The sequence below is a fragment of the Paenibacillus swuensis genome (assembly GCF_001644605.1).
GTDB classification, from domain to species: domain Bacteria; phylum Bacillota; class Bacilli; order Paenibacillales; family DY6; genus Paenibacillus_N; species Paenibacillus_N swuensis.
Window position 1 is genome coordinate 1,298,217 of record NZ_CP011388.1, and the last position, 24,364, is coordinate 1,322,580.

Consider the following 24,364-nt stretch of genomic DNA (forward strand, 5'->3'; position numbering starts at 1 on the left):
CAAAATTTTCTTTCGTTTCCGAACCTCTTTAGGAAGATTATAACAGTTTTCTACCAATTGATTCATTCATAAATGTGCTATGCTGATTGCGAATATTGAAGCACGGAGGTTGAATAAAGTGAAAACTAAAATCGAAACACTAATTCATGCTTTAAGCCAACTGTTCAAGTTAAATATCATTTCGGCCGACTACCAAGCCATTCCGTTACAAGGTGGAACTGTGGGAAATGTTCAGCTGGTAATGGGCACCGCCGAAACGGTCGATGGCAAAAAATTGCCATACCGTATTGTGCTGAAAATTCAGAAGAAATGGGAGCGTTACGGCGATCTGGGTTCATGGCGCCGGGAATATGATCTTTATTCGTCTGACTTGGGATCGACATTCTCGGATGGATTCCGTTGGCCAACATGTTATCACGCAGAGATGAATGCCGAAGAGAATGAATTCCAGCTGTGGCTGGAATATATCAATGGCATAACCGGTTTAGATTTGACCGGTGATATGTATGTACAGGCTGCGATGGAGTTAGGAAGTTTTCAAGGCAAATTGTATGCGGAGCAGCCTGCTTTGTTGCAGAGCCTGACCAATCTGAGCCAAGCGAATTTCATGAAGAATGCGTATAAGCATTACCGATCATGGCCTGTCGTCTACGATTATATACGCTCAGAGGACTGCGAAATTCCGCAGCACGTGCGGCAAATGCTCATCGACATTGATGAACACGCAGACGAGATACTCGCCCGCATCGAACAATTACCCCTCGTGCTATGCCACCGTGACTTCTGGGTGACCAACCTCATCTATACCGACGGGAAAATCGCGCTCATCGACTGGGATACATCGGGATGGGGCTACCTGGGCGAGGATCTAGCAAGCCTGATCGCAGATGAAGCGGATATTGATTACATGGTCGAGAACTACCAGAGATGTGTCCCCGCGTATTACCAAGGTTTCTCGGAATACGCGGATGTATCTCCTATCGCCGATCATTGCGTTTACGAGATGATTCTTCTAGTTTTCGGGTATAGGCTTGTGGATGGGTATCTCCACACAGAGGATGATGACAAGAAAATGAAACATGTCCTTACGCTTCAAAAAATATATGAAATGAAGTCCAACCCTACTAGTTGAGGAGCTGTTTTAGTGGCGGACAAAGATAAACTTATTTCCGAAGTATTAGCTATAGCAAAACAAGCTGGATTGGATGAAGTAATACCTGTGGAGCTTAGCTCTGCAGGGAATCTTATCATTCACTTGGCCCCGCATCCTATTGTTTCCCGAATAGCCTGTGACGTAACGAAAGAAGGTACAGATTACGTATACAAGACACTTAATCGGGAGCTAAAAATAGCGCTACACCTTCATGCCAAGGGCGTACCCGTATTATTACCATCGGAACTAGCAAATACAAGACCATACGCTGTCGGTGAGACATGGATGACATTTTGGAAATATGCTCCCCCTACACAATTACAACCTCCTTCGCCAAGTGAAGCCGTTGAACTAATAAACACACTTTCCCTTGGTATGAAAGACTTCTCCGACGAGGTTCCCCTACTTGGTGTCTGGGAGCGGACATGTCAATCTGCTAATAGACTAATAAATCATCCCGATCAACGCGTACAAGAACTATTATGTGTTTTCAAAACAGTGGATAGACAGTTACGTCTTAAACCAACTTTATTAATACCTTGTCATGGAGATGCGCACTCAAGAAACTTATTGCCAGGTCCGGAGGGTTGGATCTGGACAGATTTTGAAGATTTTTCACTAATGCCTAAATACTGGGACCTGGCTTCATTCGTAAGTAATCTTGCACTATTCAACGGAGTTCAGGAGCCAACTTTCACATATATATTGAGACAATTAGATAATGGACCCGATTTAGAAGCTTTTGGAATTGCTATAACCGCTCGTATCCTCATGTCCACATTAGGTAATCTAGATTTTGCCCTTGCTGGTATGGGAGATTTGGAGTTTGCAACTAAGCAGCTTAAACTTGCAGAAGATTTTATTCATCAAGTAGATTTAATTATTAAGCTACGTGTACGAGACCTGTAATAAATTTTGCAGCGTTCATCCTGGGCAAGCTTCGATAAAACGATCCACAAGCGCAAGAGAATGGTTCCGCCTCCAGTAAACGGCGAATTCGAAATCGAAACCCGGGTCTATCAGAGGCAGATACACGACTTGGTTCTCGTAAAGCTTGTTCAGGCACCCGAAGACAAGGGATATGCCCATCCCGGCTGCAACTAATCCGATAGCTGACTGATCGTTAGCGGCCTCTTGGAAGATCCGGGGCGAAAACCCGGCTTCCCGGCAAACATAATGAAAGCAATTTTGCATGAGTGCATTCCCATTGATTAAAATAAATAATTCGTCCGACAGATCGGTTAATTTCACCCCTTCCTCACCCGCTAGCCGGTGTGATTTAGGAACGGCAACAGTCATCCGCTCGATGGATAAGGTCTTCCATTCATATGCTGGCAACCCGTTTTGGCCCAAAGCCTTAACGTTAAGCGCAACATCCACTTCTCCAGCGAGTAATTTCTGCTCGAGTTCGGAAGGTGTCGACTCGATCAGCACAACCTTAACATCGGGATGCATATCGCGGAATCGCTTAACGACGTCAGGCAAAATGTTATAAGACATGGTATGAACGAATCCCACAACAAGTCGGCCGCGCTCACCGCGATCCGCACGGCGCACCTCTTCAACTGCCCGATCCAAATGGGCGAATATTTGCGCCACTTCCTCGAGCAATGCTTCTCCTGCCATCGTCAGCGTCACTTTGCGGGTTGTACGATGAAACAATTGAACCCCAAGTTCCTTCTCGAGCTGTTTGACTTGAAAGCTGATCGCTTGCTGTGCCATATGCATCTTTTCCGCAGCACGAACAAAATGAAGCTCAGAGGCGACGGCCGCGAAACAACGTAGTTGCTGCAATTCCATGGGCTATATCCTCCCCCGTACAATTGATTAACTTAAATAATTATATGTATATTCATTGTAAGTGTACACAATTTATGTGTTGGTAGTACACCGCACCCGACCTCTATACTGAATATGAAAAAGCAATTCGAATTTCTATTCTGAGAGGAGTAATAACAATGACAAAGATCGCCATCATTTTAGGAAGTACGCGGCCCGGACGCAACGGAGAAACCATTGCCAGCTGGGTTTACGAAACCGCTCTTAAACGGACGGATGCCGAATTTGAGCTTGTGGACATTGCTGCATTTGATCTGCCGCTTCTGGATGAGCCAGTGCCAGCGATTATGGGCCAGTACACGAAACCACATACCTTGGCCTGGTCTTCAAAGATTGCTTCATTCGATGGTTATGTGTTTGTATCGCCAGAGTATAATCACTCGATGTCGGGTGCATTAAAGAACGCAATTGACTATTTGTACCACGAATGGGGCAATAAAGCCGCCGGTTTTGTAGGCTATGGTGGTGGCGGAGGTACACGCGGGGTGGAGCAGTTGAGGCTCGTTATGGCTGAACTTGGAATTGCCGATGTACGCGAGCAGGTCGATCTTTCACTCATGGCTGATTTTCAGGATTACCATATTTTCAAGCCTAGGGCCAACCAAGACCAGGCCATTAACGCCATGCTGGATCAGGTTATTAGTTGGAGTAATGCATTGAAACCATTGCGTGAGCGCAGTGAAATTGGAGTTCAATAAAGTACACAAGAATTTTTCTGGTCATAAATCCAAGCTACACACATAGGAAGCCGAAACCCACTAAAGGTTTCGGCTTCCACTGTTCAGTATACATTTCTACAGGTGCCTCCCCAATACCCTCGAAAAAACTCCATCCCGATCCAGTCCATTTTCACCGAGGAATCTACCAATTTTGATATGCACCCCATTGTCCCTAAAATATGTATAGTTTAGTTGACATTATGTTTATATTTGGTAATATAATGTATAGAATACTTTACTTTATGTATGAATTATATTACAGGAGGCTATGTCGTGACCTATCAAGAAAAGAAAAGCATCGTATCGTTGATCAGCACTATACTCATTTTCGGATTTTATTGTTTGTACATGTATCCGCAGTTCCCCGAATGGAAGGTGGAGTCGACGGAAACCTTTCGCTTCTGGGGTTCCTTCGTCCTCATACTCATGCTGATTTCCATAGTCGCGCATATTATAATCAGCATTATTTTTAACATCGTCTACCGTATAACGACCAGAGAAATAGAACCCAAATTCGCGGATGAGCTGGATAAGCTCATTGAATTAAAAGCATATCGAATCTCCTTTTTCGTGTTTATTGTCGGCTTTCTTCTTGCCATGGGTTCACTGGTCATCGATCGCCCGTCGCAAGCGATGTTCATCATTCTAATCGCCTCCGGGTTTCTCTCCGATTTGACAGGCTCCGTTACGAAACTTTATCACTATAGGAAAGGAGTCTAATATGGGAAGTACTCTCGTCAGCAACCACATACGCAAATTGCGATTCAATCATGATGAAATGACACAGCAGCAGCTAGCTGACAGGGTGGGTGTAACCAGACAAACAATTGTCGCTCTGGAGAAGGGCAACTACTCTCCATCTCTGGAACTGGCCTTTCGTATTGCGCGCGCCTTCAATTTGCCTCTAGAAGAGGTATTCTTTTATGGAGAGAACACTTAGGAGTGAAAATTAGCATTACTTATTTACTTATTATGAATGGAGAAGGAGATAAACCAGATGAGGTCATACAACAATAACGCCAAAATTGTGGGAGCACTGTTCATCCTTGCAGCGGTTTCATCGATAATAGCTGCTTTTAATTTGTACAGACCTATCCTAGATGACCCCGACTACCTAATTCAAGGTGCTAAACATGCCAACCAGGTCATATTGGGAGCGCTCATGGAGTTAATACTGGTTGTTTCGGCGGTTGGAACTGCGGCTACCATGTTTCCTTTGTTACGAAAGTATAATGAAACGATAGCTCTGTGGCATCTGTGCTTCCGATTTCTTGAAGCGGTTATTATTACTATTGGTGTAATCAGCGTACTGTCCCTGGTGACGCTAAGCCGGGAGTTTGTATCAACAGGCGCCTCCGATCCTGCCACCTTTCAAGTTTCAGGTACTTTACTTATAGCCATACATGACTGGACATTTATGCTTGGCCCCCTTTTCATGCTTGGTATTAATACCATAATGTACAGTTATATATTTTATAAATCCAAGCTCGTACCGAGGTTTATATCTATCTTGGGTATAACAGGGGCGGCTCTTGTTTTTATATATGGCTTGTTGGTCATGTTCGGTGTAATTGAACAAGTATCCGCTTGGGGAGCCATTCTGGCGCTGCCTGTAGCAACCACTGAAATGATCCTCGCGGTATGGCTCATCGTGAAAGGATTCAACCAGTCAGTAGTAGCTTCCATGTCTGCAAATAACATTCCGACTGGATCACCGGTTCCCGTAACAGGCCAATAAATTATGCGCAGAGGAACTCTGTGAACTATAAACCCAAAGAGCAACACGCCCATCACAGCGTGTTGCTCTTCTATAATTAATTCTTTTTTAGGATTTATAGTTGTTAAAATACTTTTTTGATCTCTAATTATTTTGCCTTTTGTTAACTTCAATTGTAATAAACTCCGGTAAATAGCTGGGAGTACATCCTCTTGCTACGATTTCATCTTTGTATAGACCCGTTTTCTCACCAAGTTTAATACAACGTGCACGATTCTTTTCATCATAAACGCCGATCCAACCTGCGGTGAAATTCATAGCCCATTGAACTTCCGGTTCTTCCTTCGAAATATTAGCTTCTATTTTAGATAGCAAGTCTGAGGTGTTATCAGGCGGTGTTTGTCCAGTCCATCTCAGTCGTGCTTGGTAATACCAGAAAGTTCGCTTCTGAAGAGCAAAAAGGCTATTTTCCCATGACTCCATCAATGCAATGGTCTTCTTGTCTTTGGTGAGCTGATTCGCCAGTAACCAATCCATTAAATTATTTTGCTCATCAAAAGTGTGAATCTGCATATCCTGATCAAGCTTATTTAACACTTCTTGTGAAAGAAGTTTATTATTCATAATTAAAATTGCTAATAGTCTGGGCAAAAACTCTCCGGTTGACCAAAGGTCCATAGCTAGTTCGTGATCTTTTTTAATGTCCTTTGCGATTTTCCGTAAGTCGCCTAGCTTCGTTTTACTATGGATCTGAGGTAGAATGTCTTCTGCTTTTGAAGAACGTTTTAATTCTGTACCTGTATTTTCATTCATTTTATACAACTCCTAAACTTATATCCACGTCTGAAAAGATTTATTGACCATCTGTACATTGTTTAGTTTGGCCCAACTCTTTAAATCCGAGATACCTCGATCCTTATCCTTTGAGTACCTAAATGCCATATCCAACGGGACGATCTTCCTCTTGTATGGTAATATCCCAATAACAGGTTTAAAGTACCCCCTGGTCATGATCACTTTAATATCTTTTGAATTGATTATTTTCCTATTTAAAATGATTTGCTCATGGCATAGGCATAACTCCGTTGGTTTCTTAAAAATTGTTCTGTACAATGCGAGTACCAGTACAACTAAACACATAAGAATCACTATTAATGAAGGGTAAAATAACCCCCTATGATCCCATAATCTGAATACAAGAATAGTTATAAGTGCTATCATGCCTATAAAGGTTCCAATCCTTGATGGGTTCTTAACTGAATGCTTTATTTCCATCAACATTACCTCCTTTTTATACCAATAGTAACATTTTAAATGAGCAAAAACTAAATTGACGAAGAGGTGTTTTGAAAATGGCATTAACGTCCTCATTCACGAGCTTCAACCTGCCTGTAACAAATGTAGAACAATCGAAAGTATTCTTCACCGGACTCGGATTCGCGCTCAACCCGCAATTTCCCGATAACGAGAATTCGGTAGCCATCGTGATCGGCGACAACCTGCAGGTCATGCTAATCAATCAAGCATTCTTTAATACGCTCACGGAGAAGGAATCCGTCGATACGAGCAAGTATGCGCAGATGACGATCGCAATGGCCTTCGAGAGCCGGGAAAAGGTCAATGAAATCGTGAATACCGCGGTCTCCTTAGGCGGGAGATTGCACGCTGAACCTGAAGATCATGGGCCCATGTATCATTGGGGCTTCGTGGATTTGGACGGCCATCTGTGGGCCATTAACTACATGAACATGGATGCGGCACAAGGTTAAGAATATCGGTTCAAAAAGAAAGACGCCGGGGCATCTTTAACGGCGTCTTCTTCGAATCTCGAAAATAATGGCGTATGAATGAAGTCGTGGAACAACGCGACGAGCGCAGCAATATCGAATTGCTCGAAGGCCTCCACATTCGGGACAGCAGCTGTTGATACGAAGTTAAGCCCGGCTTCAAGCATTACAAATTGTGGTTCGTCAAATGCGGTCTCGTTCATCGCGGCCACCCTTAACGATCTCCCCGAAGGGTGGTACCTTCATAATATGCAATGAAGCGGACCGCCTCAATTCGAATTGATAGGCAGGATTTAGTTAGCACAATCGTACTAATAAATCAATAACCAATAAATTAACCCTTGTCTATACTTTAGAAATAACTCGCAATACCTCTCTATTTTTAACGATCGTTATTCGTTAGAGATACTCTTATATAATCCCGTATGATTTTAATGTTCTTAGCCTTTCTACCGTAATCCAACCCCGCCATTCTAACTCCGTACCGATAGAAAGTGCTGGCCAGTTAATCGGCCACCCTCCGTCCTCTTGTTGCTGTTCAATAAGAACTTGTATATGGTTGTTGATCTCTACATCAGGAATAAACTTCCTCGAGTAGCTTGTAGAGACAGGACACCAATCAAGTACTTTATGGACATAACCTTCCGCGAGCGGGTTACGTTCGATTGTTCCAGTTCGACTCAGCCAATCGTCAACAAATGGCCAATACTTGTCTGCCTTGTTGGTATCAGGTATATTCTCCAAGAAAGTAATCAGTTGAATTCCATCATGGTAACCTGTTGGGTTCCCGTTATCTAAATAGTCCCAAATAAATTGTTCATTTTTTAAAAACCACTCTTCTTGGTAACAATCCGTATACACCTTCTGTTTGTATAAATACCCAAGAATTTTTCCAGTTGGATTAATTGAAGGTCGGCATTCTTCTTCTGATTTCCACCACGGCGCATGAGGATAAAGGCTGGCACTTTTAAAAACAAATGGTATTCCGCCATCTTTTAAAGTAATTTTTTGAAGGTATTTAGCTATTCCTTTGATGATATACGGATTAAAATAGCCAACTTCTTCCATAATAGTCAATGCCAATTCGGTTGGAACTGGTTGGCTTTGGGGGCAGCGGATGTCAGGTTCAAGTGCATTCCCGAAACCGCCGTCCTGATTTTGATACGCTTTAAGAACATCGACAACCTCAACATTCGACCCGCCTTCCAAATGATACTCGTAGCGTTTACGATCCAACAAACGCGCGTTGTTGTATATAAAATCCTTAGCTCGACTAAGTACCTGTGCCTTGCCCATGCTCATAACCTCCAATTTTACTGATCAATCATATTGTAATTGCGCAGCGCCTTCAGTACGTCAATTGTTAAGATACTTTTCCAATTCCATAAGTTTTCTTCGGTGTCATTCCAATGGGGTGGGAAAAACCCTTCATCCGTTTGATTTTGTATTTCATACTCTAAATTTCTGATTACGTCTTGATTGATGATATCTGCAACAGGACTGGTCGACGAAATAGCAAACCAATATGGTTTTGTGCACCATTTGGACCACTTTGCAGGGTCAGTTTCAATCACTTTTGGAACATCTTCTTGTAATCTCTGTATTATCAACTCTTTTAAGCCATCCGGCGCAAACTTCACTAATCTCATGTAACATAAAAGCACAAAGGTATCCATAGGCCGTTTAACAAGCAACATGTTCCTTGCCGTGATATTGAGTAATTTATCCAAGAAGGTATTTGAAACTATTTCCTTGTAATGGTTTAAATATCCAACTAACTCTGCGCTTGGATTACCCCAACTTTGGACGAGATTTACTTCTTCATGAAGCCAATTAAAGGCAGGTTGCCATAATCCTAGGTCATGGTCGAACGTTTCAACGATATATTTTAGGCCATTCTGGACCATTGGATCATTTACGGGAACATCCAAATCGGTTAGTAGCTGGAACGCAACACTTGTGCCGATTGGGGAAGAAAAATTTCGCGGCCCCTCACCCATATCTTGAAATCCACCATCTAGATTTTGGTGTGTTCTTAATACATTCAATACATTTTCTTTAGATCCGTGATGTAAGTAGTAATCTAAACGTGATTGATCAAGTGTTCTGCCGTGTTCCTTTATGTATGATTTGGCCTTTTCAAATCTTTCATTAGACAATTTCGTAATCATTTCATACCTCCAAAGAGCGAATATTCTCATTAACTATTTCGTTGGACAGTCATCCTTTCCTTTTGATACACATCCGCAAAATTAAACCCAAAGCACAAAGAATTACTATTGTATGCGTTTACATAGAATTTTACAATTAACTTGCCCGCCGGGCACATCCGGCCATACTTATTCTACGGGAGTTGATTTCGTGAGATTCAGCAGAACACGGTCAAGCATGGCATTACTCTTGGCGGTCTTGATGGCAATAGTTATTCCGCCGCCAAAATTAGGAGCGATAAGCTATCAAGGATTCTCAGCGGTTCCGGTCGAAAGCCTGCAAGATCACGGTTTCGTGAATATGGCCCGCCAAACGTACACCTATGAATCGACAGCAGGGGTTCTTCGTCCCGATATATCGACCGTCGAAGTTGCCGCGCATTGGGATATGATTGAACATGTGGAAGGCGTCTACAACTGGGCGCTATTCGATGAAGGCATACGCAATTGGTCCAGTCAGGGTAAGAAAGTGACGTTGGCCCTTGCCACGGCTGACAATTTAGCTGACGTAACGCCGGAATGGCTGTTCGAGAAGTATAATGTCCGCCGCATTATCGACGGCCAATGGGATGATTTCGAGCAGGGCCGTAATCGGTATACACCGTCTTCCCCAGCCCGCCTTACAGATGATCCGTCCCGGGTTCTTGCGGGCACCAGGTCGCTTGCCGTGGAATCGGATGAGGGAGGTCATCCCGGGTTTCTATCTTCAGTCTATTCAATTACGCCGCCCCTATCGTATTCCGTTCAATTTGACGTCAGGGCACTTGCCGACTCTACACTATGGGTAAAGGCCGTACCGGTCGATCCGGCTGCCGAGGCAATCGCTTATTCGTGGACGCTCGCTGCGGGCGACACCGGCACGAAGACGGCCACCTTCCATCTTCAAGGTAAGAGCGGTGAATATAAGATTGTCTGGGGCATGGACGGCCCTGGTTCGCTCGTGCTCGACCATATCAATGCCGTTCCGCTTGCCTCGCCCAAAGTACTGCGGATTCCCGGCTTCCCTAACTATTTCGATCCCTTATTCCGGGAGAAATATGAGAAGTTGGTCAGTGCGATGGCGGAGCGTTATGCGAACCATCCCGGCGTCAACCGCATCATCGTAGGGGGTGTCGGCCGTTGGGAAGAAGTGATGCTCGACAATGATGTGAAGGGCGCGCTCGATCCGCAGTGGCTATCACTTGGTTATAACAAGGACATGTATCTTGAACATATCCGCTGGTGCATGGAATTGTACAAGAAGTATTTTCCGGAGAAACAGCTTTTGATCCAAATGGCCTACGGCCTGCATGAGCAGACCAACCGCAACTTCATATACCGCCGCGTGGCTCAACTGGCCGTCGAACGCGGCATCGGTATCAAGCAGAACGGCATGAGCCAGCTCTACGATACGTGGGACGCTTATACGGATGCATCCTATATGATGAACCGCATGCGCCACAAACCCGGTATACCGACAATTTATGAAGCAGGCTCGTCGATTGGACAGAATACGAACGAATTCTTCGGGCATCCGATTTCGTTCATCAATCGCGCCATGCTGGACGGTGTGGACGGTCTGTATATGTTCCCTTACGACGTTGTCTCCAAAGAGGTAAACCCCTATTACCACTATGCGCATGAGCAGATGGGACGGGCGGTCTTTACCAAATTGTACTCCAGACTTGGCGACTTCTCCGGCGAGCAGGCGCGGATGACCCGGTTGGTCAAGATCCGCAACATCTGGCAAGGTCTGCGCCAGTATGACGCTCCGGGCGCCACGCCGGTGTTTACCACGCTAAACGGCGAGAAGACGGTCATGACGACATCGGGCAATTCACGCATCCTGTTTGATGTGGACGACCGCCAGCAGTATAACACGATGTACGGCACAACGATCAGCGTCGATTATTACGATCAGGGGAATGACCGATTCAGCCTATCGCTGTATCATAACAGTGACGGCAGCTGGCAGACGCTCGGTTCCGTGAAGAAAACCGGCACCGGCCAGTGGAAGACGGCCGTCTTCCATGATACCGACTGGGCCGATTCACCGCGCAACAGCGGCAAGGATGTTCAGAACGATCTGATTATCGACGATCTGGGGGACGGCACAGAAGCGATTCGCTATGCCGAGATCAACTTCGTGCCTGCCGGGGAGTGGCGGGAGGAAGAAGCGGCTTCCAGACTGCCCGGCAGCGAAGCCGAAGTGCTCACGGACAGCCTCAGCACGGAGTTTACCGTTGCGCCGGGAACAGCCGTAAGCTCGGTGGAAATTCCGGTGTGGACAGCGAATAACGAGCCCAATAGTCTGACCGGGACAATCTATAAGAAGATCGGCGCAACGTTCAAGGCCGTGACCTCCAAGGAATACTTCTATCCAGCAGACAAGGACTGGTTCCGTATCCCGGTACCCGGCACGCTGGAGACCGATACCTACCGGATCGTGCTAGATCGGTCAGTAGGTTCTGTCGGCTGGTACAAGGCGGCCGACGGCAATCTGGCGTACCGAGTTAATCGGTACGCCACAGAGCAGGCCGCCCGCTCCGAACGCACCGGCAAAGTGACGGTCGAACGCACCGACTCCCTGACTGCCGAATTCGAAAGTCTGCGGCCTTTTAACGGCGTGGACGTCGAGATCGAGGGCGTAAAGCCAGGTACGGCTTTCAACTTCAGGCTGTACAAGAAGCTCGGCACAGATCAGTGGTCGGCTGCCGGCGAAGAGCAGACCTTTACTTCCGTTCCAGGTAAGTTGGCCGGACGGATTCATTTCATGCCGCAAACCGAAGGGGTATACCGAATGGAGCTGGAAGCTCCAGCCGGCGACAAGGTGCAGGTGCGCACGATTAACGGTCAGCCGATCGTCTCTCCGCTTGCTCTTGTCCGTAAGCAAGCGGTGAAGATGGCAACACATCCGACGCCTGAGACAACCGTTCATGGGTGGACGTTCAGTGAACGGGCGGACAGCGGTTTGCAAGGCTGGACGATGCAAAGCGGCTTCAAGCAGGCTAACATTACGGAGGGCCGGCTGTATGCGGAGCTGCAATTCGGCATCAAGTCGCTGACCTCGCCGGACCAACTTCGGCTATCCGCCTCAAAGGCGCAGCTGATTTCCTTCCGCCTGAAGAACGGCACCGGCTCGCCGATGGCGAAAGTATCCTGGAAGTCGGCAGGCGTCTGGAAGCCCGAACAGTCCGTGCTGGTGCCGGTTGTGGCCAATGATGCCGAATACCGCACCTATGCTTTTCCGATCGGACGCCATGCGAACTGGCAAGGAGAGATCGACCAGCTCGTCATCGAGCCGGTTACCGGACACGGCTACAGCGGGGCGATCGAAATCGGCGATATTGCCGTCACAGAGGCCAAGACGCTCGCTTCCTGGCAGTTCGATTATACCTACGACGCTTTCTATAATCCGGCAAAACCCGGTCTATTCCCGATCGCCGGCGGCGTGATGGAAGCCCGCTTCGAGACGGGGCTCCCGCGCATCATGTCCCAGAGCTGGTCCGCCTACTTCTTCGCGGAGCCCGGCCAGAAGATCGAGCTTAAAGTGAGGAACGACACGAATATCACCGACTGGCTGCTGCGTTTCCGCTACAAGTCGAACGTACGGGAAGGCGCCGTCAATCTTTATGATCAGGCACCCTTCTCCGATGCGTTTACCGGTACAGTGCCATTCACGATGACGGCCCGTGACGGCGGGTTTACGACCTACACGATCGACCCGGCCATTAATCCGCTGTGGAAAGGCGAGCTTCTGACCATCTATGTGGAAGCGGCGCATCCGATCGCTAAGCCGGGCAGCTTATATGTGGACTCCATTCGTATCTATCGCGATTGAATAAGGCGGCGCATGACGTCGAGTGACACGATATCGTTTACTGTAGTTTCTTGAGTGAACTAAAGGCTGCCGTTCTTCCGGCAGCCTTTGTTTATGCGCTTCCTCTAAGCCCCGAACTCTTTCTCTTCGTATATATGCCGAATATGATGAGAATAACGTAAATAACGATGGCTATCGAATCGATTAATGTCCCCGTAAGTGCCGAAATGTCATAATATGCAGTTATCCCCACAACAGTCAGGAGCCGAACCATCAGAAGCCACACGAATATCCAAGCTGCAAACCGAATGTTCGATTGCATGCTTTGCAAAGACATCATGATAAACATGATGCCAAAGACCAGATTTTCCGCGGTGATGATGTGCCAAACATAAATGAATACGATTCGCGTATCCATCATGATCCCGTGATTCTGGAGCGACGGTAGGACAGCGGATTGCCCGTTCCAAGCGTGCGTGACGGCAAACAGCAACGCAAGAATGCCAGCAATGAAATAATAAATATTTCTAACCTTCATCTTCACCACACTCCTCTTCTGATCGTTTCGGATTTTGCTTTTGAACAGACGGATACATCGCTCTAACATACTCTTTCAGCCGCTGGTCGCTTTCATGATTAAAGTTCCGGAGCGTTTCGACTGCTATGTCGAGCAACTGACTTACCTTCTCCAGATGGGCAATTTTCTTGCTGATTTCAGCATTTTTGGCTTCTATGAATACGGCAATCTCCTGACAAACTACAGGGTCTATATTCTCCTTCCTGTGAGTCCCGAAATTCCCCTTAATCTCATCAAGAGTAAAATCGGCATCTTGCATAATCTGAATATTCATCAAATTGATAAGGTCGTTCTTCGTATATCTGCGATACCGGTTGTCGTCCCGGGCTGGCGATACGATTCCAATTCGGTCATAGTACCGGAGCGTATCTTTAGAAATCCCGAGAATTTGAGAAACCTCTTGTATAGAATAGTATATTTTCATGAATCCAAAATAACATTGGAGCGAACTTCAATGTCAAGTCCTTTTTTATTGTTTAACTGGCAAAATCGTGCTGGAAGGTAAAAATACTACTCTACGAAAAGAACCCGTACCCCGCTAAACTATTTATGTAATCGTTTGCAATTATCATAATATGAGGAGTGTGGTATTCATTCATGCACGGAAAACTGGGAATCTCCCGCAAAACAAGGGCAGGCGGCTTTCGGATCACGTATTTGACGTTGGTTCTAGTCCTGCTGGTAACCGCGAGTCTGACGGGGATCGGCTCAGCCTCGCCCCCTGTGAGAATTGAAATTAATGATACCGCGATTAATTTCCTATCATCTCCGATTCGGGAAGGAAAAGAGTTGTACGTACCGATGAATGAGTATCTTAACGCCCTGCAGGCCGTCTATGTACACAATGAATATACGTCCACCATCAAGATCAGAAAGAACGGCAGAACCGCGCAGTTCACGCTCGGCAGAACAACCGCACTGAAGAACGGCGTGCCCCATTATCTTCCCGCTCCCGTAACGGAAACCGGGGGCAAGATTATGATTCCGTTCCAGTTCGTTACCGAAGCGCTGGGCGGGACAGTAACGGCTGACGCAGGCAAATCCGTATTCCGGGTGTCCATCGAGCATCTTCCGGACGTGCCCCCGGTTGATCCGAATGACGAGCCATACGGCGGCGGCACCGACCCGGTCTATGATTCGATCTTTACGCCGAAGATCGGAAACTGGAAGATTGAAGATGAAGTGTACACAACAGACGGAACGACCAACGGCTCCACGGTGACGCGCGAAGAAGGCGTCCTTGCCGACTTCTCCTTCGAAGTCACGGTTCGCATGCTGAACGACAACGGCGACCCGAACAATTGGGCGGGCCTCAATTTCCGCAAAATGAACGGATCCGGTTATCCGTGGGACGACGGATATTTGCTGTATATTTCGGCAACAGGCAATGTCGTCGTGTTCAAAGCCGGTGAAGGACCGATTGCAAGCAAACCGCTGGGTAGAAACATTACCGAACAAGATTTACGCTTAAAAATTTCTATGATCGGTCCTGATTTGAATATTTACACAGACGGCGGAACTGAGCCTTTCCTGTCCCTATCGGACAGCAGCTTCACCGAAGGCTATATCGGACTCGGCTCCACACAGGCCGTCGTCCAGTTCAAAGATATTGTGATCACCGAGAACCCAGAAGGCCCGGGACCTGCGCATGTCTTCACACCGAAGATCGGCGAATGGAGCATAGAGAACGAAGTCTACACGACGGACGGAGTGACGAACGGTTCCGTGGCTACGCGCGAGGAAAGCTTGCTCGGCGACTTCGCCATCGAGGCTACAATTCGCATGACCGATGCGAAGGGAGATCTGAACAACTGGGCTGGCTTTAATTTACGCAAAGCGAACGCATCCGCCTTACCGTGGGATGACGGCTATCTCGTCATCGCAACGGGAACCGGTAATCTCCTCGTGCTGAAGCCCGGCTCCGGCGTTCTTGCCGGCAAGGAGCTTGGCACAAGCATCACAGAGCAGGATCTTCATCTGAAGGTTGCGATGGTCGGTTCCGATATGAACATTTATGTGAACGGCGGGGCCGAGCCTTTCCTTACCTTATCCGACAGCAGCTTCACGGAAGGCTATGTCGGACTCGCATCCACGCAAGCCACGGTTCAATTCAAGGACATTGCGGTAAGCAACGACCCGAACGGCGGCAATGTTGAGCCCGCAGCGCCATAATGAGGAACTTTATATCAAGGAGGCAAACATGAAAGAGATCAGGCCCGCATCCCGCTATCTTACAAGAATAATCAGCCTATTGACGATTCTGGCATTGCTCGCCGCCATCGTCCCAACCGTTACCCTCCATGCAGCGAAGGGTTCCATGAAGGTCAGCGTCGACGGTACCTTGCTTGAAGACGAAGCCGTTAAAGAAGTAAACGGTCTGACTCATGCCGATGTGTCCGTATATGCGCGCAGCCTGAACATACCGTTTACGTATGACGCGCTAATGAACCAGGTCAGTATCGGCGACGCGCAGATATTTGCCGAGCATATCGGCGGTAAATATTATGCGCCGGTCAACCAGCTTGCGGAGGCAACCCATGCTCTTGAAGTGAAGACCGATGCCAAGAAGGATCTGGTCAGCGTCATCTATGCGCCGTCGAACAAGACGATCTCGGCAGGCAACATCCTGTTCGATGCGCTGACCGAACCTTTCGAGCGCTATGGCTCCGATAATATGGTTAATATCGTTCCCGCTGTTCCATCAAGCGGCGTCTTCCGTGACGGCCTGTTCATTCACCCGCCGATTCCTCCCGCCGCGCAGGATCCGGAGGATGAAGCGCCGTTGCCTTATCATGCTGCCGTCTACCAGGTGGATCTGACTGCATATAGCGAGAACGATCCGCTTGTTCTCGATTTCTATACCGGCATCATCGACAATGCGAAGCCTCAGGGCATCCGCTTCTTCGTAAAAGTGAACGATACGGAAATCTTCACGATCACGAGGAAGGAAACGTCTTGGATTCATCATATTCTGGACGTTTCGGCCTTCGCCGGGCAGAGCGTCAAGCTAGAATTCGCTACAGCTCCGGACCCGGTCTCGGATTACGGCTGGGCCATCTTCGCGGAACCCCGGATTGTTCTCGCCGGAACGAATGCAGCCCCGGCTGACTGGAGCGGTCCTCCAGCAGACTGGCAGACATCCGGTGCGATTCAGACCGGTTCGGGCAAGTGGAATCTGAAGGCCGGTGAAAGTCGCGTCATCTCCGCTCCGCTTGAAGTGCTGAATGGCTATGTCGAGTTGAAAGGCACGACCGGCTCGGCTACGCCCGCACTGAAAGCATCGGGCACTCTGATCGCCGACGGCCAGGATAAATCGACACAATCATTCGACGTCGTTGCCATACCAGCGGAAGCGGGTACTTTCCGCTATATGATTCCTTTCAACTTCGACGACGTATCCACCGGAACGACCCCATCGAGGGTGAAATTTACGCTGACCTTCACTGCGGGTTCAACCGCTGAGGTTACCAATTTTGCCATTCTGAGGAATATGGGCATTCTGAACCTGAAGGCCGCCGCACCGTCCGGCAAACGTCTGTATGCCGACCGCGCCTGGAGTTACAAGGCCGTATTTACCAATAACGGTCTGGGCCGCATTGATTCCAACGACAAGCTGGCCGTTGAACTCGTGCAGAACGGCCGGAGTGAGATCAAGCCCATTTCTCTGCTGAACCCCGATAAAGAAATCTCTCTTAAGTGGGATCTGCCGCCTGCAAGCCCCGGCGATCAGGAGCTGGTACTCAATGTCATGAGAAATGGCGTTCGTACCGAGCTCAAGCGTACGAGGGTCTCGATTCTGCCATCCTATAACGTGAACGAGCGGAATCCGTCCCGAATTGATACGATTGCTAATGACAAGCTGACGGTTGCCATTTACAAGAAGGACGGCAAAGCGGTGGAAGGACATTTGTACAAGAAAACGACAGGCGGACAGAAGCTGCTTGGCACGCTTCCTTTCGGCAGATTGTGGCTGGAGGGATCGGCTCAGACGCCGATCGAGGGGCTAAGCACTACGGCCAAGACCGACTCTTCCGTAACGATGAAGCTTAAGGACAAGCGCGGCGATGTTGAAGTCGTCTGGTCCGTCGTAAACGACCGCGTCCTGATGTCGCAGCGTTTCACAGCAGCAGACGACGCCAAGCTGAAAGTATTCGACGGCCCTTCCTTCCTGGCCGGTGACGGTTCCTTCGGCGGCGCCAAAGACAGCGCCATCTTCCCGGGCGTCGACTATCTTGATCAGGAGAAATCGTCGAATACGATCGCGGTGCTGCCTCCTTTCCATGAAAGATCGGTGCCGCATCCTTACAAGATTACGATTCCTGCTGCTACGATCGAGAACGACAACGATATCATGACGTTCATCTGGAATCCCATGCTCGAATGGACCCGTGGACAACTGCACCCTTCCGTCCTGTTCGACTCACCGAATCGGGAAGGCTATGAGCATTCGATCGTCGGCATGTTCGCGCCATCCATACCTTATTGGGTGAATGAGAACAAGACCCACGCGATCAACGCATTCCCGTTGACCAAAGGCGCCGAGATTAAGCTCGATGCCGAGCTTCGCGTCTCGAGGGGCGATCATGCGCTCGAGGGTGTGACGGATTATGTGAAAGAGAAAGGCTTGCCTGACATTCCGGAGCCTGCTCCGCGCTCGAACGAAGAGCAATTCAAGCTTACGCTTAACGGTCTGGAGAAGGAGAAACGCGGCAAGGACGGATGGATTTCATTCATCGGCTTCTCGCAAGCGAAATCCGTCGAACTTGGTCTGCTTCAGAATCTGCAGACGATGCGCAGCGTGCTGGATGAATCCGATGCGGCGCGGGCCCAAAAAATTCTGGATAACATCAACAAGCCCGCACCAAATATCGAGTGGAGCTATACCGACTCCTACTGGCTGCGTCAGGACCGCGACGTGATCGACGATTTATATAAAATCTCAGAACGTCGAACGCAGGATTTAAAAAACAGCCAGCAGCCGAACGGCAACTGGAATTTCGTGCCCAACCGCACGACGGCGCCATTCGGTAAGGAAGGCGATCAGACGATGGGCACGACAGCGCCTTTCGTGCTGCAGGCTATTAAATCGGCTAAGATGACAGGCAGCGAAGAAGCCTGGCAGGTAGCCTCCAAAGGGCTTGATGCCATCGCCGCCTTTACCAAACCGACCGGTGCCGGCCCCTGGGAGCTTCCGTTGTTCGGCGCCGAATCTTTCGCAAGCGGTCTGGCTTTGCTGGCCGCCGTGGAAGCCTATGAGTACAAGAAAGATCCGAAGCATCTCGAGTTGGTCGTTCATCTTGCTGAAACCGGGCTGCCTTTCATCTACCTGTGGCAGATTCCCGACCGGAAGCACTCCCTCTACGGCTCCGTTGCTTCTTTCTCGGCAACAAACTGGAGAGACGGCTGGTGGGGCCGCCATGTACAGTGGAACGGGCTCGTCATCTCTGACGGCTTGAAGCAGCTTGCGAAATATGATCAGTCCATTGACTGGAACAAGCTGGCCGACGGCATCATCTGGGAGGGAACACGCCAGGCGGCAACGACGAAGCGTGAAGGACGGTTTCCCGACAATGTCGACGTCGCGCTCGACAAGCCGGTGATTCAGAACATCTGGCCTGAATGGCTGCTCGCCAATATGCAGTATGATACTGCCGCCATCTCGCCGCACTGGGCGGCAAAGGAATTCGGCGACATCCGAGTCGTATCCGGCGTTCAGATCGACTCGGTCGAGAAGACCGATACCGGGCTGAAGGTCGGCATCACGGGCCTCCGCCGCGGCGTCAGCTATACCGCTGTTCAGACCGATACGTCATTTACTTCCTACAAAATCAACGGACAGACATTCACCCTCCATCAGGGTCTCTTGAGCGGGGAAGTGCAAGGCGTGCGCGCGGGGCGCAATATGACCGGCTACATATTTAAAGTCGCGCATTCCGCTCCGGAAGCCACACTGGAATTGCTGAAGTAATTCGGAGAACCGAGTAGGCTGTCCTATAAGTGATATGCTCCTCATACGATAATCAGGCGAATAATTAACCTGGTTACCGTAGGGGAGTTTTTATTTCGAATATCTCAATGAAACAAAATCCTAGTGCATCCGAAATACGTAAACTAGGCTCTTGTACAATCCGATAATTCAACATTTCCATTAAATAAAAAATAGAGGAGGTCAGTTCATATAATGAACTAACCATCCTCTATTTACGTTAATAGAAACTGATTCATTACAATAAAGTATTGTTCCCGATATCCTTGATATCACTAACTTTTTTGACTTCCCTTTATCACCAAAATTACAAAAAAGTGTTGTTCTAATTGAAATTAAATAGCCGGATTGCTGAATGTTCAATTACAATAAAGTTTTGTTTTCGAAGATGTTGGTTTCACTGGCTTTTTCAACTAAATTATTCCACATCCAACATTTTTCACTAGTAATGATTATTACGGTCGCTGCGTTATCAATTCTACTGCAAGGGAATAGAAACCTCGTCTGCCACTGCTTTCGACTTGATTTCAAAAAATTCACGACATGTAACGTTATTGTTTTATGTGCGTACTGAACTAACTCATAATCAAAATCGATCCAACTCCGATTATTAATACTCTAGGCCCGTATCAGAAACGTAGGTATCCACAGTCTGATCGCCTTTTTCAAAGTGTCCAATCTATGGATACCCGTTTATGTTGCGGTACTTCTTTAACAATTCTCTCCTAGTCTCAATCACTAACTGGGAAAAAACCATACCTGCCTGCCCGTTCTCCCTTAGTAAAAGCTATATGGTTACAATTTGTTAGTCCAGTAGGTAATTCTTTATTTTCAATAATAATCACTTGTTTTTCACTACTACACTTAGATAGCGATTCAAACATCTTGTCCTGCATGGATACATCAATGATATCACCTTCATCAAAGTTTCCAGACTTTATTTCATTTTCTTTAAGAGTTGTAACAGGTGAATCTAAAATAATAACCTTACTAAACGGTGCATTCTTACTAATCAAATAGTCCATTAACGATACTGAAAATGCCGCATAAAAAAATGCCCTGTAACCCTTACCATTACTCTTTCTTGGTTGGCCGTTAATAACTATGTCCTGTTCTTTTTCATCAAACAATACCTCTATATTTTCTTTATCGCTATATCCCCAACTTACAAGTGTTTTTTCAATGGTTTTCATAAGTTCTTTGATTATTTCGCTAGAAATCTTTGTATCATAATTCAATTTCCCTTGCTTCTGAGCTAATTTTTGTTCATAACTCTCTAGATCATTGAGTTTATGTACAATTCTCGCATTAATGCTTTCTATCTTATTAGTTATATCTAAATAATTCATGTAATCATTCATTAGGCTCTTCAAAGGGACGAGCTCTGAAGAATTGATTCCTTCAAGCACACAAATTTCTTTATCTATAGTTTCCTGCAAACCACCCATTTTAATATTAATATCCATAAGCTGTTCGTTGGTGTCACTAATGGTCGATTCAAGACCTTCAATATAAGAAGACAGTTTCCTTCTTTCCGTCATTGATGCTGCGAACAAATCAGAAATATCATCTTTTGGGATTTCATCAACCATTTCGTTATTACATACTGGACATGCGTTAACTGTTAACTGATCTAGAAAATCACCGCCAGCATGTATGAACTCCAGTCTTTCCAGATCATTAGTATATTGTTCTTTTAAAACCGAGAATCTCTCCAATAAAAGGGAAAAGCGGTTTTTTTGATTATTCAACTCATTTTGTTCTTTTCTACATTGAGTAATGATGGATTTTTTTGTATTTATTCTATTTTCGACCTCAGCTAACTCTGCACCATAAATCTCCATTCTTATTGAAGCGTCACTCTTCTCCAAAAGTTCAGTCTGCTGAATAAGTGATACTTTTAGCTCACTAATTTCCTGTTCAATATATTCTATTTTTGATTCCAAGCGCGCCTTTCTAATCTCTTTTTTTTCGATTTCCTCACACTTAGCATCGTCAACTTGTGTCAATAAGTATCTAAACAGTGACTTACAATAAGATTCGTCAGTCTTAACTTTATTAAATATGGGTGACTCTTCATCACTAATAATTTTGGTTTCGTTAATTAGTGATAAGTTTGCAATTCCCCTAAAGCCCAATCCTTTCTTCTTTCCTGATTGGTTTGTAAGCAATTGCTTATTCTCAGACAAACCAATCTGCTTCAATAAAAACCTTGAAATATTATTTTCATTCTTTGCATCATGATCCGCCAATAACTTATTGTCTTTTCTAATAACAAATCCAGAAATATCCGTGTCACTGTAATAAATGCGATTCGCGTTACTAATGCTTCTATAGATTGTTTTTGGTCTGTCGCTAACGTTATCTCTTATCTCTAAAAATACATCGTCATAGGATTCACTTAATTTAAATGTTTTAAGTTTAGATGCTCCAAAAATATAGTCAATACAGTTAAAAATATATGATTTTCCTGTATTTGACGGCCCATTAATGACATTTAAACCTTTTTCAAATATAACAGATGCATCCTGAACACCAATACCGGTGACCCTTAACTCTTTAATGTAGAAACCTGCCATTATAGAATCGCCTCTTCATTATAGGGAAAAATGTTAGCGAACTCGTTCCCCCATGATTTATAGTGTTTATCTATATATTCCTTAATTTGTTCGTCACTAAATTCTTTATAATACTCAATAATTTTCTCGACCGAGTTTGATAATTGAATTGCATAATTATTATTAATAGTAGTTAAGAACCATACTGTATTAATGTTTCCACTGTACAGAAACCCTTTATCATTATACTCGATACCAATAAGACCTTTTGTAGCCATTAAAGATAACCCTTGCTGTAATACAGTGCGCCGTGTAAAGAGCTCAATAACACGCAATGGATAATCCGGATGAAGACTCTTCAGGTCTAACTCGGAATCACTACTGTAGGTTGTAAGATAATCTAAATAAACCAACCTATCTAAACTATAACTACTATCACGAGCAGCTCGTAATATAAATAGTGCCCTTAATCCAAGCTCTAATGGAGTGTTGTAAATTCTGCCCATTCCTCAGACCACCCAATTCATTTTTTCATCATTTACAAGGTGATGACATAGCCCCTTTTTATCTTGATTAGTTACAAAGTTCAATTCTCTATCAACAGGACTCACCGAAAGATTAACTTTTGTCGACTCATGCATTGTCTTTATGAGTCTATCGTATCCATCAACAAAACTTGTTTTTATAAAATCGCAAATTCCAGTATGCATTTCGCTTTTTAATAAGTTAAAATGATCCTCATCGTTGAAAATTTCTCTTATAGTTCTCCTTAGCGACTCTGCACTATAAAAGTTACGACGATTATCCCTAAAGTCCTCATAAAAGGTAGGTTCATCACTTAAGTTACCCATTGTGATATTTGACTTCTTATTATCTGAATAAGCATTTAATAGCTGATTAATATACAACAGCTCATTTGCTTCTGGATCTTCAGGAGGACTAATTAATGAGCCTCGTTTTGGTTTCATATAGCCACCAAATCGAAAGTAAAAATAGTCAGTTTGTCTGTGCTCTTCAATAATCTTCTGCATTGAATGAGTTCCGATAATTTTAAAATCAAGATCATTGATATGTTCTAATAATTCAGGAGTTAGACCTATGTTCTGGCCCTCAATTAATTTCGTTTTGCATTTATTATCCCATTCTTTGAGCAAACTCTTTTTCATCAAATCTTTATTCCCCATTAACTTCACCAATGATGGGCCTAAATCATGGACTGCAACAATATAGTAATTTTTAGGCACAGGAATGTCTTTATTGTAAGTGTAGTAACATAATTTACCTAGTTCAATCCAAAACATACTTGGCATAAGTTTCTTTCCATATCTTTTACACTGGTAATAGTCAATAGTTCCATCATCATACTCCCCAATAACATCTCTCCCATTATCTCCGGAGCCACCGATTCTATAAACATCTCTATACTTTGGTCTAGCACATGATATTGCCCATTCATTAATGAAATCTTCATAGCTTTCCGGGGAAAAAGATTCAACTCTCTGTAGTGGAGGGATGTTGAACTCCTTTACGGAGGGATTAAATTCTGGAGACTTTTTGCTAATTCTCTCAATTGGTAAACTCGAAGTGATCATACACTTCCCCCATTATGTAACATTTTTTCATTTCTGGGTTATCCATTATTCTACAAGATAAGGCCATCTTTTATAGCGATGGTTGGTCATCAAATGGAGTCTTCCTTCATTTTCGCTTCCTCCTCAAATCGAACTAACTGGCTTAAGACAAAAGTGATTGGACGAACCATAAGTTCAGTGATTTTTTGACCATCAATTTTTTGCCCAATAGATGTTTCAAGTTCGGCAATGCCCTTTTCCATCAATCCATGAAGCATACCTTCTTCAGTGGTTTCTAATATGACGCGGTCTCCTTTTATCCAATCCCTATAAGAATCTCAACAAAACACATAGGCAATGGAAATGATTACAATTATTCTACCACCTCTATTAAAATTCACACAAGAATAAGAACACAAAAAGCCAAGCAAAAAGGAATCTTTGCTCG

At 45.7% G+C, this 24,364-nt stretch carries 22 protein-coding genes; 10 read left to right on the forward strand and 12 right to left on the reverse strand.

Translation table 11 applies throughout. The features are described 5' to 3' along the window. The first annotated feature begins 118 nt into the window (after positions 1–118). Both SY83_RS05435 and SY83_RS05440 read left to right on the forward strand, forming a co-directional pair. Entirely contained in the window at positions 119–1,132 is a 1,014-nt protein-coding gene (locus SY83_RS05435) for an aminoglycoside phosphotransferase family protein (RefSeq protein ID WP_157279797.1), read from the forward strand. Between the two features lie 12 nt (positions 1,133–1,144). Further along, a complete protein-coding gene (locus tag SY83_RS05440; RefSeq protein ID WP_068604984.1) occupies positions 1,145–2,062 on the forward strand; it encodes a phosphotransferase in 918 nt (305 codons plus the stop codon). A gap of 15 nt (positions 2,063–2,077) precedes the next feature. Here the strand turns inward: SY83_RS05440 and SY83_RS05445 are convergent, their stop codons facing one another. Beyond that, positions 2,078–2,953 (reverse strand): LysR family transcriptional regulator, encoded by an 876-nt coding sequence (locus tag SY83_RS05445; RefSeq protein WP_068604993.1) that lies wholly within the window; start codon positions 2,951–2,953, stop codon positions 2,078–2,080. A 158-nt stretch (positions 2,954–3,111) separates the two neighbouring features. On the opposite strand from SY83_RS05445, the gene SY83_RS05450 reads away from it, so the two are divergent. From SY83_RS05450 to SY83_RS05465, 4 genes are all read left to right on the forward strand, one after another. Continuing rightward, a complete protein-coding gene (locus SY83_RS05450; protein ID WP_068604995.1) occupies positions 3,112–3,690 on the forward strand; it encodes an NADPH-dependent FMN reductase in 579 nt (192 codons plus the stop codon). A 294-nt stretch (positions 3,691–3,984) separates the two neighbouring features. After that, positions 3,985–4,431, forward strand: a complete 447-nt coding sequence (locus tag SY83_RS05455; protein ID WP_068604998.1) for a hypothetical protein — start codon at positions 3,985–3,987, stop codon at positions 4,429–4,431. Position 4,432: 1 nt separating this feature from the next. Continuing rightward, a complete protein-coding gene (locus SY83_RS05460) occupies positions 4,433–4,651 on the forward strand; it encodes a helix-turn-helix transcriptional regulator (RefSeq protein WP_068604999.1) in 219 nt (72 codons plus the stop codon). Between the two features lie 57 nt (positions 4,652–4,708). Beyond that, entirely contained in the window at positions 4,709–5,449 is a 741-nt protein-coding gene (locus SY83_RS05465) for a DUF4386 domain-containing protein (protein ID WP_068605001.1), read from the forward strand. A 123-nt stretch (positions 5,450–5,572) separates the two neighbouring features. Here the strand turns inward: SY83_RS05465 and SY83_RS05470 are convergent, their stop codons facing one another. Both SY83_RS05470 and SY83_RS05475 read right to left on the reverse strand, forming a co-directional pair. Continuing rightward, on the reverse strand, positions 5,573–6,241 hold the full coding sequence (locus SY83_RS05470) for a DNA alkylation repair protein (protein WP_068605003.1): 669 nt from the start codon (positions 6,239–6,241) through the stop codon (positions 5,573–5,575). A gap of 18 nt (positions 6,242–6,259) precedes the next feature. Beyond that, positions 6,260–6,703: a hypothetical protein gene (locus SY83_RS05475; RefSeq protein ID WP_068605005.1), complete on the reverse strand. Its 444-nt coding sequence runs from the start codon at positions 6,701–6,703 to the stop codon at positions 6,260–6,262. Between the two features lie 77 nt (positions 6,704–6,780). On the opposite strand from SY83_RS05475, the gene SY83_RS05480 reads away from it, so the two are divergent. Beyond that, positions 6,781–7,197: a VOC family protein gene (locus tag SY83_RS05480; RefSeq protein ID WP_068605007.1), complete on the forward strand. Its 417-nt coding sequence runs from the start codon at positions 6,781–6,783 to the stop codon at positions 7,195–7,197. Here SY83_RS05480 and SY83_RS05485 read toward each other — a convergent pair. The 3 genes from SY83_RS05485 to SY83_RS05495 all read right to left on the reverse strand — a co-directional run bounded on the left by SY83_RS05485 (position 7,194) and on the right by SY83_RS05495 (position 9,386). After that, positions 7,194–7,427 carry a hypothetical protein gene (locus tag SY83_RS05485; protein ID WP_068605009.1) on the reverse strand — a complete coding sequence of 78 codons (234 nt, stop codon included), beginning with the start codon at positions 7,425–7,427 and terminating at the stop codon, positions 7,194–7,196. The genes SY83_RS05480 and SY83_RS05485 overlap by 4 nt on opposite strands. Positions 7,428–7,626: 199 nt before the next feature. Continuing rightward, positions 7,627–8,511 (reverse strand): hypothetical protein, encoded by an 885-nt coding sequence (locus SY83_RS05490; RefSeq protein WP_068605010.1) that lies wholly within the window; start codon positions 8,509–8,511, stop codon positions 7,627–7,629. A gap of 17 nt (positions 8,512–8,528) precedes the next feature. Continuing rightward, positions 8,529–9,386 carry a hypothetical protein gene (locus SY83_RS05495; RefSeq protein WP_068605011.1) on the reverse strand — a complete coding sequence of 286 codons (858 nt, stop codon included), beginning with the start codon at positions 9,384–9,386 and terminating at the stop codon, positions 8,529–8,531. Between the two features lie 217 nt (positions 9,387–9,603). On the opposite strand from SY83_RS05495, the gene SY83_RS05500 reads away from it, so the two are divergent. Next, positions 9,604–13,245: a beta-galactosidase gene (locus tag SY83_RS05500; protein ID WP_068605013.1), complete on the forward strand. Its 3,642-nt coding sequence runs from the start codon at positions 9,604–9,606 to the stop codon at positions 13,243–13,245. A gap of 91 nt (positions 13,246–13,336) precedes the next feature. On the opposite strand, the gene SY83_RS05505 is transcribed toward SY83_RS05500, so the two are convergent. Together SY83_RS05505 and SY83_RS05510 are read right to left on the reverse strand one after the other, a co-directional pair. Further along, positions 13,337–13,762, reverse strand: coding sequence for a hypothetical protein (locus SY83_RS05505; RefSeq protein ID WP_082882348.1), 426 nt, complete (start codon positions 13,760–13,762; stop codon positions 13,337–13,339). Continuing rightward, positions 13,752–14,225, reverse strand: coding sequence for a MerR family transcriptional regulator (locus SY83_RS05510; RefSeq protein WP_068605015.1), 474 nt, complete (start codon positions 14,223–14,225; stop codon positions 13,752–13,754). The genes SY83_RS05505 and SY83_RS05510 overlap by 11 nt, the downstream gene beginning before the upstream one ends. A 173-nt stretch (positions 14,226–14,398) precedes the next feature. Here SY83_RS05510 and SY83_RS05515 point away from each other — a divergent pair, with 173 nt between their 5' ends. Further along, positions 14,399–15,973, forward strand: coding sequence for a stalk domain-containing protein (locus tag SY83_RS05515; RefSeq protein ID WP_068605016.1), 1,575 nt, complete (start codon positions 14,399–14,401; stop codon positions 15,971–15,973). 28 nt (positions 15,974–16,001) lie between these two features. Then, entirely contained in the window at positions 16,002–19,769 is a 3,768-nt protein-coding gene (locus SY83_RS05520) for a hypothetical protein (protein WP_068605018.1), read from the forward strand. A 749-nt stretch (positions 19,770–20,518) separates the two neighbouring features. On the opposite strand, the gene SY83_RS05525 is transcribed toward SY83_RS05520, so the two are convergent. From SY83_RS05525 to SY83_RS23020, 4 genes are all read right to left on the reverse strand, one after another. Next, on the reverse strand, positions 20,519–22,366 hold the full coding sequence (locus tag SY83_RS05525) for a hypothetical protein (RefSeq protein WP_068605020.1): 1,848 nt from the start codon (positions 22,364–22,366) through the stop codon (positions 20,519–20,521). Next, on the reverse strand, positions 22,366–22,851 hold the full coding sequence (locus tag SY83_RS05530; RefSeq protein ID WP_068605022.1) for an ABC-three component system middle component 2: 486 nt from the start codon (positions 22,849–22,851) through the stop codon (positions 22,366–22,368). Before SY83_RS05530 ends, SY83_RS05525 begins: the two co-directional genes overlap by 1 nt. A 3-nt stretch (positions 22,852–22,854) precedes the next feature. Beyond that, complete coding sequence (locus SY83_RS05535) at positions 22,855–23,937, reverse strand: ABC-three component system protein (RefSeq protein ID WP_068605024.1); 1,083 nt, start codon at positions 23,935–23,937, stop codon at positions 22,855–22,857. Between the two features lie 89 nt (positions 23,938–24,026). Then, positions 24,027–24,194, reverse strand: a complete 168-nt coding sequence (locus SY83_RS23020) for a hypothetical protein (RefSeq protein WP_157279799.1) — start codon at positions 24,192–24,194, stop codon at positions 24,027–24,029. Positions 24,195–24,364 lie beyond the last annotated feature (170 nt).